The 15001-nt window shown below is 74.4% G+C and carries 14 protein-coding genes; 6 read left to right on the top strand and 8 right to left on the bottom strand.

Going from position 1 to position 15001, the window contains the following annotated elements:
• The first annotated feature begins 73 nt into the window (after window positions 1-73).
• Genes dhaK through ACFYOU_RS14255 form a run of 3 tightly spaced genes read left to right on the top strand, consistent with a single transcriptional unit; the run spans window position 74 to window position 2189 of the window.
• On the top strand, window positions 74-1066 hold the full coding sequence (gene dhaK, locus ACFYOU_RS14245) for a dihydroxyacetone kinase subunit DhaK (protein ID WP_391305683.1): 993 nt from the start codon (window positions 74-76) through the stop codon (window positions 1064-1066).
• Between the two features lie 51 nt (window positions 1067-1117).
• A complete protein-coding gene (gene dhaL / locus ACFYOU_RS14250) occupies window positions 1118-1735 on the top strand; it encodes a dihydroxyacetone kinase subunit DhaL (RefSeq protein ID WP_391305685.1) in 618 nt (205 codons plus the stop codon).
• Complete coding sequence (locus tag ACFYOU_RS14255; RefSeq protein ID WP_389767493.1) at window positions 1728-2189, top strand: PTS-dependent dihydroxyacetone kinase phosphotransferase subunit DhaM; 462 nt, start codon at window positions 1728-1730, stop codon at window positions 2187-2189. Before dhaL ends, ACFYOU_RS14255 begins: the two co-directional genes overlap by 8 nt.
• Before the next feature lie 36 nt (window positions 2190-2225).
• Here the strand turns inward: ACFYOU_RS14255 and ACFYOU_RS14260 are convergent, their stop codons facing one another.
• A complete protein-coding gene (locus tag ACFYOU_RS14260) occupies window positions 2226-2990 on the bottom strand; it encodes a glycoside hydrolase family 75 protein (RefSeq protein ID WP_391305688.1) in 765 nt (254 codons plus the stop codon).
• Between the two features lie 218 nt (window positions 2991-3208).
• Between ACFYOU_RS14260 and ACFYOU_RS14265 the strand changes: the two genes are divergently transcribed.
• Together ACFYOU_RS14265 and ACFYOU_RS14270 are read left to right on the top strand one after the other, a co-directional pair.
• Window positions 3209-4201, top strand: a complete 993-nt coding sequence (locus ACFYOU_RS14265; protein WP_389767489.1) for a fibronectin type III domain-containing protein — start codon at window positions 3209-3211, stop codon at window positions 4199-4201.
• A 166-nt stretch (window positions 4202-4367) separates the two neighbouring features.
• On the top strand, window positions 4368-4886 hold the full coding sequence (locus tag ACFYOU_RS14270; RefSeq protein ID WP_391305690.1) for a hypothetical protein: 519 nt from the start codon (window positions 4368-4370) through the stop codon (window positions 4884-4886).
• Between the two features lie 66 nt (window positions 4887-4952).
• On the opposite strand, the gene ACFYOU_RS14275 is transcribed toward ACFYOU_RS14270, so the two are convergent.
• The 3 genes from ACFYOU_RS14275 to ACFYOU_RS14285 all read right to left on the bottom strand — a co-directional run bounded on the left by ACFYOU_RS14275 (window position 4953) and on the right by ACFYOU_RS14285 (window position 8374).
• A complete protein-coding gene (locus tag ACFYOU_RS14275; protein WP_391305693.1) occupies window positions 4953-5771 on the bottom strand; it encodes a GNAT family N-acetyltransferase in 819 nt (272 codons plus the stop codon).
• A gap of 130 nt (window positions 5772-5901) precedes the next feature.
• The gene (locus ACFYOU_RS14280) at window positions 5902-6660 is read right to left on the bottom strand and encodes a DUF4118 domain-containing protein (RefSeq protein ID WP_391305695.1); all 759 of its coding nucleotides are present in this window, start codon (window positions 6658-6660) and stop codon (window positions 5902-5904) included.
• A gap of 226 nt (window positions 6661-6886) precedes the next feature.
• Entirely contained in the window at window positions 6887-8374 is a 1488-nt protein-coding gene (locus ACFYOU_RS14285; protein WP_391305697.1) for an MFS transporter, read from the bottom strand.
• 199 nt (window positions 8375-8573) lie between these two features.
• Between ACFYOU_RS14285 and ACFYOU_RS14290 the strand changes: the two genes are divergently transcribed.
• Window positions 8574-9233 carry a TetR/AcrR family transcriptional regulator C-terminal domain-containing protein gene (locus tag ACFYOU_RS14290; RefSeq protein WP_391305698.1) on the top strand — a complete coding sequence of 220 codons (660 nt, stop codon included), beginning with the start codon at window positions 8574-8576 and terminating at the stop codon, window positions 9231-9233.
• A 102-nt stretch (window positions 9234-9335) separates the two neighbouring features.
• Here the strand turns inward: ACFYOU_RS14290 and ACFYOU_RS14295 are convergent, their stop codons facing one another.
• From ACFYOU_RS14295 to ACFYOU_RS14310, 4 genes are all read right to left on the bottom strand, one after another.
• Window positions 9336-10235 carry a glycoside hydrolase family 19 protein gene (locus ACFYOU_RS14295; protein WP_389767477.1) on the bottom strand — a complete coding sequence of 300 codons (900 nt, stop codon included), beginning with the start codon at window positions 10233-10235 and terminating at the stop codon, window positions 9336-9338.
• 464 nt (window positions 10236-10699) lie between these two features.
• Window positions 10700-12070, bottom strand: a complete 1371-nt coding sequence (locus tag ACFYOU_RS14300; protein WP_391305700.1) for a ferric reductase-like transmembrane domain-containing protein — start codon at window positions 12068-12070, stop codon at window positions 10700-10702.
• A gap of 115 nt (window positions 12071-12185) precedes the next feature.
• Window positions 12186-13835, bottom strand: coding sequence for a potassium-transporting ATPase subunit KdpA (gene kdpA, locus ACFYOU_RS14305; RefSeq protein ID WP_391305702.1), 1650 nt, complete (start codon window positions 13833-13835; stop codon window positions 12186-12188).
• Between the two features lies 1 nt (window position 13836).
• The gene (locus tag ACFYOU_RS14310) at window positions 13837-14733 is read right to left on the bottom strand and encodes a potassium-transporting ATPase subunit C (RefSeq protein WP_391305704.1); all 897 of its coding nucleotides are present in this window, start codon (window positions 14731-14733) and stop codon (window positions 13837-13839) included.
• Window positions 14734-15001 lie beyond the last annotated feature (268 nt).

Here is a 15001-nt window from a genome sequence, read left to right on the forward strand (position 1 = left end):
GATACTGGAGACGACCCATCTCATCGGGTAAGCCGCTCGTACGTCCGCCGGACCGCCTCCCGGGAGGAACCCCTTGCGCATGCTGATCAACGTGGCCGAGACCGTGGTGGCCGACGCCCTGCGGGGCATCGCCGCGGCCCACCCGGATCTGACCGTCGACGTGGCGAACCGGGTGATCGTGCGCCGTGACGCACCGGTCGCCGGCCAGGTCGGAATCGTCTCGGGCGGGGGCTCAGGACACGAACCGCTGCACGGCGGTTTCGTGGGTCCGGGCATGCTGTCGGCGGCCTGCCCCGGCGAGGTGTTCACCTCGCCCGTGCCCGACCAGATGCTGCGGGCGGCCGCCGCCGTGGACAGCGGCGCCGGAGTGCTCTTCATCGTCAAGAACTACACCGGCGACGTGCTCAACTTCGACATGGCCGCCGAGTTGGCCGAGGACGAGGGCATCCGGGTCGCCAAGGTCCTCGTCAACGACGACGTGGCGGTCACCGACAGCCTGTACACCGCCGGGCGTCGCGGGACGGGCGCCACCCTCTTCGTGGAGAAGATCGCGGGCGCGGCGGCCGAGGAGGGGCTGCCGCTCGACCGGGTCGAGGCCCTGGCCCGTCAGGTCAACGAGAACTCCCGCAGCTTCGGGGTGGCCCTCAGTTCGGTGACCACCCCGGCGAAGGGCAGTCCGACCTTCGACCTGCCGTCCGGGGAACTGGAACTGGGCATCGGCATCCACGGGGAGCCGGGGCGGGAGCGCCGACCGATGATGACCTCCCGGGAGATCGCGGACTTCGCGGTGCACACGGTCCTCGACGACCTCACCCCGAGGAACCCCGTCCTGGTGCTGGTCAACGGCATGGGCGCGACCCCCTTGTTGGAGCTCTACGGGTTCAGCGCCGAAGTGCAGCGCGTCCTCGGGGAGCGGCGGATCACCGTCGCCCGGACCCTGGTCGGCAACTACGTCACCTCGCTGGACATGGCGGGGGCCTCCGTCACCCTCTGCCAGGTGGACGGGGAGCTGCTGCGGTTGTGGGACGCCCCGGTGAGTACGCCCGCGCTGCGTTGGGGCAGGTGACCGCGCCTCCCCGCCACCCGCTCCCCCACCACCCCTCACCAGGAGTTCCCCGTGCTGGACACCGAGTTCTTCCTCCGCTGGATGCGGGCCACCGCCACGGCCGTGGACCGTGAGGCGGACCGGCTCACCGCCCTCGACTCCCCGATCGGAGACGCCGACCACGGCAGCAACCTGCAACGGGGGTTCCTCGCGGTGCGGGACGCCCTGGCGACCGAGGCACCCGAGACCCCCGGCGCCGTGCTGGTCCTCGCCGGCAGTCGGCTCATCTCGACCGTGGGCGGGGCTTCGGGCCCGCTGTACGGAACGCTGCTGCGCCGCACCGGCAAGGCGTTGGGGGGCGCCCCCGAGGTGTCCGGTACCGACTTCGCGCACGCGCTGCGCACCGGGGTCGACGCGGTGGCGACGCTCGGCGGGGCGGCCCCCGGGGACAAGACGATGCTGGACGCGTTGGTGCCGGCGGTCGAAGCGCTGACGCAGGGCGGTACGTTCGCCGCGGCGCGGGCCGCCGCCGACACCGGGGCGCAGGACACGATCCCGATGCTGGCGCGCAAGGGGCGGGCGAGCTACCTCGGCGAACGCAGCATCGGTCACCAGGACCCGGGCGCGACCTCGTCCGCGCTGCTGATCGCCGCGCTCGGCATCGCCCAGGGCGGCGGCGCGGGTGAGTGACACGGTGGGCGGCGGGAACGGCGGGGGCTCCTCGGCGGACGCCCGACGCGGTGAACCGGTGGTGGGGATCGTGCTGGTGTCGCACAGCGCGGCGGTCGCCGAAGCCGTGGCGGCGCTGGCGGTGGGCCTCGCGGGCGGCGGTGCGCCCGCCCCGGTGGCCGCGGCGGGCGGCACCGAGGACGGGGGTTTCGGGACCAGCGCGGAGCTGATCTCCGCGGCGGCGGCCCGGGTCGACCGGGGCGCCGGCGTGGCGGTGCTCACGGACCTCGGCAGCGCGGTCCTCACGGTGAAGGCGCTGCTCCTGGAGGGGGACGAACTCCCGGACGGCACCCGGCTGGTGGACGCGCCGTTCCTGGAGGGTGCGGTGGGGGCGGTGGTCACCGCGTCCACCGGCGCGGACCTGGACGCGGTCGCGGCGGCGGCCACCGAGGCGTACGGCTACCGCAAGCAGTGAACGGGCGGGCGACGGGGCGTGCGGGGTCTTCCCCCGTCACCCCCACGGGCCCGGGGCGGTGCGGGCGGTGCCCCGGCGGGCCACGAACGCCCGGGCCTGCCGTTCGCCCTCGATGACGGCGGCCCGGTGGCTCTCGATCGGCTGGACCCGGGTGCCGGTGAAGACGATGTAGGTGACGCCGGACGCGACACCGCCGGTGCGGGGGTCGGGCGGGATGCCCAGGGCCTCGGCCGCCGCGTACGACGCCTCACCGATCACCCCGGCCGGGCCGCTGTCGCCGACGACCGCGTAGAGCACCTGCGTGCGGTACACGACGGCGACGACGCTGCCGCCCTTGACCCCGTGGTCGGCGTAGCGCCAGCGGCTGCTGGGGGCGGGCACCACGATGAACGGCAGTTGCTCGGCGCTGAGGTACCGGCCGTCGGACTGGGTGAACGCCGTCATCGGTGAGAAGTAGGGGTCGGTCCGCTCGTTGCAGTGGGTGCCCCGGCGCCCGTCGCAGTCGATGTCCAGATCGGCCTTCCAGTGGACGACCCCGGTCTTCCCGCACACCGGGACCGTCTCCCGGGCCGCCGAGGCGTCGGTGCGGTACGCGCCCCGTGACACCTGGACGCAACCGCCCACCGCCGCGAGCAGTTCGGCGGCGGTGGGTGCGTCCGCGCGGGGGGCCCGCATGCCTCCCCCGGCCCCCGGAGCGGGAGGAAGGGCGTCGGCGGACAACGATCCGGGGACCAGCAGGACGGCACCGAGGGCGGCGGTCGGGACCACCGTTCGCATGAGCACGAGGAACAGACCCTCCATAGACGAATCGTGACGAACCACCACAGAACCGTTGCCGTTCGTCGAGCGGTGTCCACCGCGACACGGCCGGACGGGCCGCCCGGTCGGGGCGGGGGCGGCGTGTCGTGACCCGGACGGCCCCCTCCTCCGAGAGAGGAACAACCGTCAACCTCTTGATGTGGACTCACCATCCGTGCCATATAGGTCTGTACCAATGCCACCAACCGGAAGGCACCACGGTGCGTCCCATCCCCCCACTCCGTACGTCCGCCGCCCGCGCCCTGCCGCTGGCCGCCGCGGCGCTCCTCCTCACCGCCGGCTGCGGGCTGACCGGCGAGAAACAGGCGGTCGCCCCGCCCGCCGCACCCATCGGGGTCACCGCCCAGGCCGGTAGCTCCAGCACCGTCCACCTGATGTGGAACCGACCCGGACCGGGCGCGAAGGTCACCGGGTACGAGATCTACCAGGGCGACAAGAAGGTGAAGGAGCTGCCCGGCGAGCAGTACATGGCCGACATCTCCGGACTCAAGCCCTCGTCCTCGTACTCGTTCACCGTCCGTGCCCGGGACGACCGGGGAACCCTCAGCCCCGAGAGCCGTGCCGCCACCGCGACCACCCCCAAGGTCACGAAGGCCGACAAGAAGGCACCGACCGCGCCCGGCGCACTCGCCGGCCGCGCGCAGGGCAGCCGCAGCGCCCTGCTGACCTGGAAGGAGTCCACGGACGACCAGGGCGTGGTCTCCTACGACATCTACCAGTCCGGAACGAAGATCCACAGTGCCGGCCCGCGGGACACCCGTACCGTCGTGACCGGCCTGCGGCCCGGTACCGCGTACGTCTTCACCGTCAAGGCCCGGGACGCGGCGGACAACTCGTCGAAGGAGTCCCGGACCGTGCGGCTCACCACCGCCGAGGGCGCTGACGACGGGCGGGACACGGCGCCCACCGACTTCCGGGCGGTGTCCGTGGCGAAGTCCGGGGCGTACCACCTCGAACTGTCCTGGGACCCGCCCGAGACCGACGCGGTCGTGATGCAGTACCGCATCCAGCTCAACCGCGAGCAGACCACCTCCTTGATCTGGGGCGGCGAGCCACCGACCGGGCGCGCGAAGCACAGCTTCTACGTGGACCAGAAGAAGGGGGTGACGTACCGGGTGCGCATCCAGGCGATGCTGCCGGACGGAACGTACGGGGCGTACTCGCAGGAGCGGACCGTCGTGACGGGCGGCTGACCGGGGCCGGCGTACCGCCGGACGTGGGAGTGCGTCACCTGCCCGGTCCGTGCCCGCATGCGGACCGGGGCTTTTGGCCGTTGGCTCGCCTCAGGCAGCACGGACGACTCCCCATTTCGGCGGCGCACGGGACGTTCCGCCAACCGTGCGGCCGGAGGGCAGACACATGCGCACCACCCTGATAGCCGGCCGTGCCGGACTGACCGTGGCCGCCGCCGTGCTCCCGCTGGGGCTCGCGGCGCCCGCCTTCGCCGGCGGCACCGGAGTGTCCGGGATCAGCGTCGTGGCCAGCGGGTCGACGGTGCGGGTCAGCACCGCGGCCTGCGGCCAGGGCGGCACGGCCTCGCTGATGACGGGCACCCAGGCGGCCTTCGCGCAGGGGCGACAGGTCACCCTCGGCTCGGGCGCGACCCGGTCCGCGAGTTGGACGGACGTCGGCTCCGGCACGTACACCGTGGCGGTGGTGTGCGCGGACGGCACCACCGCCGGCACCCAGTCGGTGACCGTCAACACGACCCCCACCGTGTCGGCGACCAGCGCGCCGGCGGGGGTCAGGGGCGGACTGGGCGGCAGTTCCACCGACTACCGGGGCCTGACCCTGCTGGGCGGTGGCGCCCTGGTCACCGTCGGGGTCGTCACCGCCGCGCTGTACCTGCGGCGCCGGGCACGTCCGCACCGGCGCTGAACGCCGCGGGCGGCTGCCCACCGCACCGGGCGGACGGCAGCCGCCTTCCGGCGGGCCCCACCCCGGTCACCGGGCGACCGCCCCCGAGAGGTCGTGCCCCTCGGTGCGGGCGGGCGTGCGTACGGAGCCGAACTCCGTGGTCCTGCGCAGGGCGAAGCCGAGCCTGCGGTACAGCAGGATCGCCCCGGTGTTCCCGGCCGAGGCGTGCATGAACGAGGTCTCGCCGCGCTCCCCGATGCCCGCCGCCACCGCCCGCACGAGTCGGGTGGCGAGGCCCTGGCCCCGGTAGGCGGGATCGGTGCACACCGCGCTGATCTCGGCCCAGCCGGGCGGCCGCAGCCGCTCCCCCGCCATCGCGATCAGCGTCCCGCCCCGCCGGATGCCGAGGTACGTGCCGAGTTCGACGGTGCGCGGCAGGAAGGGGCCCGGCCGGGTGCGGGCGACCAGTTCCAGCATCTCGGGCACGTCGGCGGGACCGAGCCGGACCGTCTCGGGGTCGTGGGCGGGTACCAACCCGTCGTCCACCAGTTGCACGCCCTCGTGCTGCGAGACGGCCGTCCACCCCTCGGGCGGCGCCACCCGTACGCCCGGCAGGTGGACCTCCGTGTCCGGGCCGACCAGGGCCGCGAGGTCCAGCCAGTCCTGTGGGCCGGGGTCGTCGGGGAGCCCGAGCCAGGGGGAGACGTCCAGCGGGTAGCGGACCACTCGGCCGCGCCGCTCGGCGAGGTGCGCGTGCGTTCCGTTGAGCGCGGCGTGCGCCGGGTTGTCGAGGACGTGCGGGACACCCGCGAGGGCGGTCTCCGGGCTGCGGGCGGGCGCGGGCCCTCCCGTCCCGGCCCCCCGGTCACCGGTGGGCGCGTACGCCTGCGCCTGCGCCTCTGACATGGGGTTCCTCTCGCTGCGGTCGTGCGCGCGGATGACCACCACCCGCGTCATCCGGAGCCAAGGAGGAACGCCCCACCGGTATTCCCGGGGCGGTGGAGCGTTCACACGTCCGCAATGCGCCGGCGGCCGGTCAGGGCTCCGGCGGGCCGCTCGCCACCGCCCCCGCCAGCCAGGCCGCGGCGGCCTGGTCGGCGAGGGTCACGGCGACGATCCGGGCGCGCGGTGCGGCCGTCGTCCCGGGCACCGGGTCCAGCAGGAACCGTCCGACGTACCGTCCCCCGGCAGCGGCCCGCAGTTCGATCTCCCCCGCGGGCCAGCCGTAGCGGTCGACGTCATGGGGACGGCCGTCGACGGTGACGGTGCCGTCCTGTTCGAGCCGGGGTGGGCGGCCGAGCAGGGTGCCGTACTCGAACCGGCAGCCGCGCAGCCCCAGCACGGCGACGAGTTGGCGGCGCGCCGTCTCGGTGACCGCGTCCGGCGAACGCCGCCCGCTGGCCGCGGTGCCGTGCAGGGCGGTGAGCTGGGCCCCGTCGGTGACCGTGACGGCCTTCAGCCGCCGGGCCCGGGTGGCGATCCACGCCACGCCCACCCCGATCACGAGGAGGAGCAGGGCGGCGAGGAGGTCACCGGTGTCGACGATGCGCAGCGTCCCGTAGGGGCGGGTCAGGAAGAGGTCGAACCACACGGTGGCGCAGAGGGCGGCGAGGACCGCTGCGAGCCGGTTGCCGAGCGCCGCCACCGCGACGACCGCCACGGCGAGGGCGAGGGCCAGCACCGCGCTGGTGGTGCGGGTCCGCAGCGGGACGAGCGCCGCTGCGGTGAGCAGGGGGAGCGCCGCGGCGGCGACCAGGGCCAGCCGGTCGCGCGCGGGGGGTGTCGGGGTACGCATCGCTGCCTCCCTCGTGCGGTCGGTGGCGGGGCGCGGGGGCCGTCGCCGTCGTGGCCCGGCGGAGGGACGGGGGCTCGTCCGCACGGACCCGGACCGGGCACGGCCGGCACGTCCCGCTACGTCCAGCGTCCGACTCCGCGGGCGGACCGGCGACCGCCCCCGCCGTCCTTGACGGCTCCCTGACGGCACCGGGCCGCCGGACGGCCGGGCCCGTCGGCCGGGCCGGTCAGTGGACGGGCACCCCGCTCAGCTGCGGTTTGCCGCGCGGCACGAGGGCCAGGGAGACCACCGCGCCCACCGCGGCCACCACCGCGCCGAGCGTGAAGGCGTCGGCGAAGCCGCCGGGCGTCCCCCCGTCGATGCCGGCGGCGGCCACGGTGGAGACCACCGCGACCCCCACCGAACCGCCGACCTCGTGGAAGGTGTTGACGACTCCGGAGGCGAGACCCGACTCCTGCGGCTCCACCAGGGCCAGTGCGGTCGCCGTCGCCGTGACGAACACCGCGCCGATCCCCAGCGAGGCCATGGCGAGCCCGGGCAACACCACCGTGTACACCGGCGTCCCGGCGTCGAGGGCCGTCAGGGGCAGGCAACCCACGGCGGCGACCACCAGGCCCCCGACCGCGGTCGGCCGCGCGCCGAGCCGTCCGACCCACCGGGACCCCAGGTGGGCGCCCGCCGCGGTGCCCACGGCGACCGGCAGGAACAGCAGACCGGTGCGGAACGCGCTGTGTCCGCGCACGTGTTGGAGGTACACGCTGCCGAGGAAGAAGAACGACAGCAACAGCGCGGTGGCGACCAGCATGAGGAACGCGCCCGCCAGCACCGGACGCCGGGTGAACATCCGCAGGTCCATCAGCGGGGCCCGGCCGGCGCGTTCGACGAGCCAGAAGAGCCCGTACAGCGCGAGCGAGCCGAAGAGGCACAGCAGGGTGACCGCATCGGCCCACCCCTGGTCGCCGGCCCGGACCAGACCGTAGATCAGGGCGCCGGTGCCGGCGGTGACGAGGAGCGCGCCCGGTACGTCGAGGCGGGCGGGACGGGCGGGGCGGGCGGCGACCAGGGCGGGCAGGACCGCCAGGACCGCGATGCCGACGGGCACGTTGAGGTAGAACGCCCACCGCCAGCCGGGACCGTCGGTCAGTGCCCCGCCGATGAGCACGCCGGCCGCGGAGCCGGAGCCTCCCACGGCCGCCCACACCCCGAGGGCCCTGGTGCGCTCGGTGCCGTGGAACATCGTGGTGACGAGGGAGAGCGCGGCCGGGGACAGGAGCGCCGCGCCCACCCCCTGGGCCATGCGACCGCCGAGCAACTGCGGTGCGTCCTGGGCGAGTCCGGTCAGCAGCGAGGCCGTGGTGAAGACGAGGATCCCGACGGTCATCATCCGGCGGGCCCCGAAGGCGTCGGCGAGCCGCCCGCCGAGCAGCATCAGCCCGCCGAAGCAGAGCGTGTAGGCGGTGACCGCCCAGGTCAGCGCGGACCGGGTCAGGTCGAGGTCGACGGCGAGGTCGGGCAGGGCGACGTTCACGACGGTGACGTCCAGGATCAGGACGAACTGGGCGAGGCAGATGACCGCGAGCGCGCTCCAGCGGCGCGGCTCGGGCTCGTGGTGGGCGCTGCCGTGCGGGTCGGGGTGGGCGCCGTGCGGATGTGCCGGTCCAAGGTCGGGGTCGAGGTCGGGGTCGGGATCGGCGGGGGGCCGGGAAGAGGGCATGGCGGTTCCTCCGTGCGCAGGGGTGCGCCTCGACGGGCGCGGGCAGGGTGCGTCGACCGGGGGCGTGACGGGTCCCGGGGCGCCGGACGATCGGGCAGGTCGGCCCGGGTCGACGGTTCGACGGGCCGACCGAACTGAACTGTACCGTACAGATCAGTTCACATGAACTCAACCGTTCAGTTGCTGATAGGCTGCCCGCATGAGCGGCGACCTCCCCCACCCCGCCCCCAGCGGCCCCCGGGCCGAGCGCAAGCGGCGGGACATCATCGCGGCGGCGCGCGCCCTGTTCCTCCGGGACGGCTTCGGCGTCGGCATGGACGCGATCGCCGCTGCCGCCGGGGTCTCCAAGGTGACGGTGTACAACCACTTCCGCAGCAAGGAAGCCCTGTTCACGGCGGTCGTGGCCGGGGCCCTCGACGAACCGCTGACCGCGACGGACGCCACGGTTCCGCTCGCCGGGCTCGCCGAAGCAGCGGATCTACGCGGAGCCCTCACCGAGGTGGCCAGGTCCTGGGTGCGCTCGGTGCGGGACAACGAGGACGTGATCACCCTGCGCGCCCTCGTCGCCGCGGAGCAGCACCGCTTCCCCGAACTCGGCGACGCCTGGCGCCGCCACGGCCCGACCGGCCATCATCCCGAGGTGGCCGAAGCGCTGCGCACCCTGCACGCACGGGGCCGTCTCGCCATCGGGGACGTGGAGGTGGCCGTCCTCCAGCTCTACGCGCTCTTCGTCTTCCCGCACCTCGTCGTCGGCCAGTACGGAACGGCGCTGGACGACGAGGCCACGGAGAAGCTGCTCGACGCCGGGGTGGGCATGTTCCTGGCGTACTACGCGACCGGGCCGGCCGGCGACGTCTGACGCCCCGACCCGGCGGGTAGGGCGGGCCGGACAACAGCAGAAGCGCCCGGGGGGCGATTCACCCCGGGCGCCCGCTGGTCAGTGACCGCTGAGCGAAGGCGCTCAGCAGGTGAGGTTGCCTCCCGTGGGGACCCCGAGGAGCGCGGCGAAGCGCTGGTAGTTGTTGATCCGGCTCTGGACCTGCGCGGGGTTGCCGCCGTTGCACTCCAGGGCACCGTTGATGCTGCGGATGGTCTGGCCGAACCCGGCTCCGGTCACCATCGCGTGATGGCCCGTCATGGTGCCGGGGCCGGACTGGGTGTTCCAGTACCACAGGGCGGTCTTCCAGGCGACCGCCGGATCGGTCTGCACCAGCGAGGGGTTGCGGAGCAGATCGATGCCGAGCGCGTCACCCGCGGCCTTGTAGTTGAAGTTCCAGCTGAGCTGGATGGGTCCGCGCCCGTAGTAGGCGGCCCGGCCCGCGGGGCAGCCGTAGGGCTGCGTCGCGTCGCAGTAGTGCGGGTAGTTGGCGGTGTTCTGCTCCACCACGTGCACGAGACCGCCGGTCTCGTGCCCGATGTTGGCGAGGAAGGCGGCGGCCTCCTGCTTCTTGACCGTCTCGCCGCCGGTCATCGCGAACTCCGGGTAGGCGCTCAGCGCCTCCTTCAAACCGGCGTACGTGTAGAAGGAGTTGCGGCCCGGGAACATCTGGTGGAACTGCGACTCGGTGACGACGAAGGTGCCGGCGGGGGTCTCGGGACCGGACGGACCGGTCTCGCACGCGTACGGGTCCCAGAACCAGGTGGAGACGGTGGGGTCGTAACCGGGGTTGGCGTGCTCGGCGATGTAGGCCTTGCCGTCGCGGTAGCGGACGACGTCGCCCACCGCGTAGGAGGTGCCGGGGGTCCATGCCTGGTAGCTCGAACAGGGCGCGGCCACGGCCTGGGTGGCGGGCAGGGCGACCGTGATGCCGGTGGCGATGGCCAGGGAGGCGAGCGCGGCGGTGAGGCGTCGCTGGGACATGCGTCTACTCCTCGTGCGTACGGCCTCGCCGGGGGTCTTCGGGACGGAGCACGTCCCGTGCACGGGCCGGTAGGGGCGGCTGGTGCGCGACGGGCGGACCGCGGTGGGGGGCGGGATGCCACTCAATCGCCTTGGTCTGTACCAGTCAAGGGTTTAGACCATTCTGCCCGCGTGAACCGGCCGCGCCGTCCGCCCGGAAGCCCTTCCCCGACCCCTCCCCGCACACGATCAGTGCACGGCAACGGCCCCTTGGCCACTGCTCGTCCGCTGACCTCCCCAACCATCCTCCGTAGACGTCGATATGAGGGTGCATCAGTACGGGACGCAGGGGGCGGCAGTGCAACGGGCGCACAGCACACGCTTGCCCGGGCCCGCTTCTTCGGGGACCCGATCAGGTCAGGACCGGCCGCCACCGTCCCCGCCACCGTCCCCGACCCCGACCCCGTCCCCGGCCGCGTCCCCGTTCAGAGCGAGAACGACTCGTGGTGCACCCGGGAGCCCGGCACCCCGGCCTCCGCGAGGGCGGACAGCGCGGCCCGCGTCAGCCGGGGCGGGCCGCACACGTAGACGTCCCGCCGGGCCAGGTCGGGAACCAACCGACGCAGGCTGCGCGCGTCCAACGGCACCCGGTAGCCGTCCGGGTCGCTGACCGAGTAGACGACGCGCAGGCCCCGTTCGGCGGCGATCCGGTCGAGTTCCCCGCGCAGCACCAGATCGGTGGCGCTGCGGGCCCAGTAGACGAGGACCGTGTCCCCGGGCAGCGTCTCGAACAGCGCCCGCAGCGGGGTGATCCCGACGCCGCCCGCGAGCAGCAGCGACCTGCCGGCCCTCGCCCGGGACGCGGTGAGGCCGCCGTAGGGGCCCGCCGCCCAGACCCGGGTGCCCGGTGCGATCCGGGCGAGGGCACGGCTGTGCTCCCCGACGCCCTTGACGGTGATCCGCAGCGAACGGCCGTCCGGGGGCGCCGACAGCGAGTAGGGGGTGGAGGTCCACCACAGCCCGGGCGCGAGGAAGCGCCAGCGCATGAACTGCCCCGGTCTGGCCCGCAGTCGGTCCAGCCGCCGCCCGGTCAGGTACACCGAGACCACGTCCGGGGCCTCCGGCCGCACCTCCGTGACGAGCAACCGGTGTCTCAGCGCGTTCCGGACGGGTCCCAGGACGCGGAACCAGACCAGCAGGGCGGCCACCGTCCCGTACAGGGCGTACCAGGTGGTCCGGGCGGCCCGGTCGCCGATGAAGTGGGCACCGGACGACAGTTGGTGCCAGAAGCCGAGGTACACCGCGAGGTAGGTGAGGAGGTGGAGGGCGTGCCAGGTCTCGTAGCCCACCCGGCGCCGGGCCGCCCGGGCGGACAGCGCGGCGACGCACAGGAGCAGCAGGAAGGCGCTCGCGGCCTTCAGCATGTTCGGGTAGCCGAGGACGGCGGCGGTCTCGTCCACCAGGTTCCGCTCCTCGGTGACGGACTTGCCGCTCAGGACCAGCAGGGCGTGGGCCACCATCAGCGACACGGTGATCCGGCCGCCCCGTGCGTGCCAGCGGGCGAGCCGGTCGGTGCCGAGCGTCCGGTCGAGCCACGGCACCCGGGCCATCAACAGCAGCAGTACGGCGGCGGCGTAGCCGGCGAGCAGCCCGGTGACGCGCCCCGCGTCGGTGAGCCGGCCCCCCGCGCCCCCCGCGGGCGCGGCGCCGAACCACCACAGGCAGAGCACGGCGAGGGCCCCGGCCCCGACCAGTGCCTGGGCGATCACCACGGCCGGCCGTACGGCGGGTCCGGTGACCGCCGTACGGCGGGGGTGCAGCGGGGGCGGGTGGACGGTGCGCAGGGGTTCGGGCACGTGGGTCTCCTCCGGTCGGTAGTCCGTTGCGAGGAGGGGTACGTGGGCGGGTCCGGCGCGGTTCACGCGGTGGGGGCGCCCGGCGGGAAAGGCCGGATCGTGGCGCCGGGAGCCCTCACCGCAGCCCTTCGGCCAGGGGCCCCAGGGACAGCACGGGCAGGTGGTTGAGCAGGGCCGACAGCAGGGCCACCCCGGTGGCCAGTGCGACGAAGGTGACGCCCGTCGTGCGGAGGGTACCGGCCGTGGTGGCCGTGGAACGCCCCCGGGCCAACCGGCCCGCGAGGGCGAGCAGGAACACCATCGGGAGGTAGCGGCCGAGGAGCATCACCGCGCTCATCAGCAGGTGGTGGAAGTCGGTGGCCCCGTTGAAGCCGGCCATCGCGCTGCCGTTGCTCACCGTGCTGGAGGTGTACGCGTAGACCAGCTCGGTCAGTCCGTGCGGCCCCGGTTCGCCCATGGAGGAGCGGCCGTGGCCGAGGGCGAGGGCGAGCGCCGCGGACAGCAGGATCGTGGCGGGGGCGACGAGCGTGTACAGGGCGACGTACCGGATCTCGTGGTGACCGAGTCGTTTGCCGAGGTACTCGGGGGTGCGGCCGACCATGAGGCCGCCGATGAACACGGCGACCAGCACGGCCGCCAGCAGCCCGTACAGTCCGCTGCCGGTACCGCCGGGCGCGATCTCGCCGAGCATCATCGCGCTCAGCAGCACCCCGCCGCCGAACGCGGTGAAGCTGTCGTACGAGGCGCCCGACGCACCGTCCGCGCTGGCGGTGGCCGCGAGGCCGAACAGGGTGGAGCCGGCGACGCCGATCCGGGTCTCGGTGCCCTCGTACGAACCGCCGACCGCCTGCGGCACCGTTCCGCCCGCGGCGCCCTGCGCGGCGGAACCGGCGACGGCCAGCAGCGTGAACAGGGCGCCGGCGACGGCCAGCAGGGTCCACCCCTGGCGGGTCGACCCGACGAGCCGCCCGTAGGTGCGCAGCAGCGCGGTCGGGATCAGCAGCATCAGGACCACGGACAGCGCGTGGGACCACGCCGAAGGGTTCTCGAAGGGGTGGGCGCTGCTCGCGTTGAAGAAGCCCCCGCCGTCGCCCGACATCGGCTTGATGGACTCCCAGGACCCCACCGGGCCGCCGGGCAGGCTCTGGGTGCCGCCCGTGACGGTGGTCAACGGCTGCGGGGCGTCGAGGTTCTGCGGGACGCCGAGCGCGATGAACACGAGTCCGGTGACGACGGCGAGCGGCAGCAGCACCCGGAACAGGGTGCGGGTCAGATCGACCCAGAAGTTGCCCAGGTGGTCGGTGTCCCGCCGCACCAGGCCACGGATCAGGGCCAGGGCGACGCAGACGCCCACGGCGGCGGAGGCGAACGCCTGGGTGCCGAGGCCCGCCATCACGGCCAGGTGCCCGGTGGTGTCCTCGGCGACGTAGTTCTGCCAGCTGGTGTTGGTGGTGAAGCTGACGGCCGTGTGCAGGGCGAGCCGCCACGGCATGCCGGGGTGTCCGGTGGACCAGGGCAGTCGGCCCTGGAGCGTGAAGAGGACGAACAGGGCGAGGACGCCCGCCGCGGAGAACGCGAGCAGGGCGGTCAGATAGTGCCGCCAGTCCTGCTCGCGGTGCGGGTCCACGCCGCAGAACCGGTACAGGACCCGTTCCGCGCGGGTGTGTCGGTCGCCGTCGAGGACCCGGGCGAGGTGGTCGCCGAGGGGCACGTGCAGCCCCACCACCACCGCCACCACGAGGGTGCTCTGGAGCCAGCCGTGCACCTCAGGCCCCCTTGCCGGGCCGGAGCCGGTCGAGCGCCGCGTTCAGCGGGGCGACGCTCACCACCGGCTCCCCGAGGACGCCGAGCGCCCGGCCCGTGGTGTGCGCGGTCACCAGGGTCCGCACGGCGTCCTCGGTCAGGCCCCGCCGTGCGGCCACCCGTGGTGTCTGGAGCCGGGCGTACGCGGGGCTGATGTGCGGGTCGAGTCCGCTGCCGCTCGCGGTGACCGCGTCGCCCGGGACGACCGGTCGGGCGGGGGCGTCACCGCGGACCGGTGTGACCACGGCACGGGCGCGGTCCTCGCCGGGCCGGGCGCACCCGACGGCGACGCCGGCGTACCGGGCGCGGAACGGGCGTGCGGGACAGGGCTGGTTGAGGCTCACCACCCGGGTGACCCGACCGGTGGTGCCGTGCGTGCGGTACACCCCGAGGACCGCGCCGACGCCGTCCGCGGTGCAGTAGGGCCGGCCGCCGTCGACGCCCTCGCGCAGCCCGATCGCCCTGCTGCGGGCACAGACCTGGGTCAGCAGGCTCGGCACGCCGGGGGCGTTGCCGACGGGCGGGGTGTCGACGGTGGACTCGGGGCCCAGGTTCCCGGCGGCGGAGGCCGAGGCGTCGTAGCCGGCGCCGGCGTGCGAGGGGCGGGGCTGGAAGTAGCCGGGCAGCGGTTCGCCGTCCACGTCCGTGAAGGACTGGCCGATCAGCTCGCTGCCGAGCCGCTCGCCGTCCGGGCCGGTCAGCGGCGAGCCCTCGGCGCGGTCGCGCAGTCCGGGCACCTGTGCGGCGGCGGTCATGCCCAGGGGGTAGCCGAGTCCGAGGAGCACGGTCAGGGCCAGCACCACGCCGATCGCGGTGAGCGGGGGACCCCACCGGGCGGGCAGCCAGGGGCGTCGGTTCATGGTCGGTAGCCTCGGGATCAACGGCTCGCGCAGGAGCGACGGAACGGGTGAGCGGGGGTGGGGGCGGCCGGGTGGGCGGGCCGGCTGCCGACGCTAGGCCCCCGCGGCCGGGCGGTCTGCGGTCCATGACGCGACGCATACGGTGAACCCCCGCGCCCTGACGGGACGCTGACGCGGCGGCGGGCGGCCGGACCCGGGCCGTGGGGCGCCGACGGTGATGGCGTGTTCTCGGCGCCCGTGGTGGCCGGATCGGCGGTGCGGCCGTTGC

Origin of the sequence: Streptomyces sp. NPDC005955 (genome assembly GCF_042871255.1) — a bacterium.
Lineage (GTDB): Bacteria > Actinomycetota > Actinomycetes > Streptomycetales > Streptomycetaceae > Streptomyces.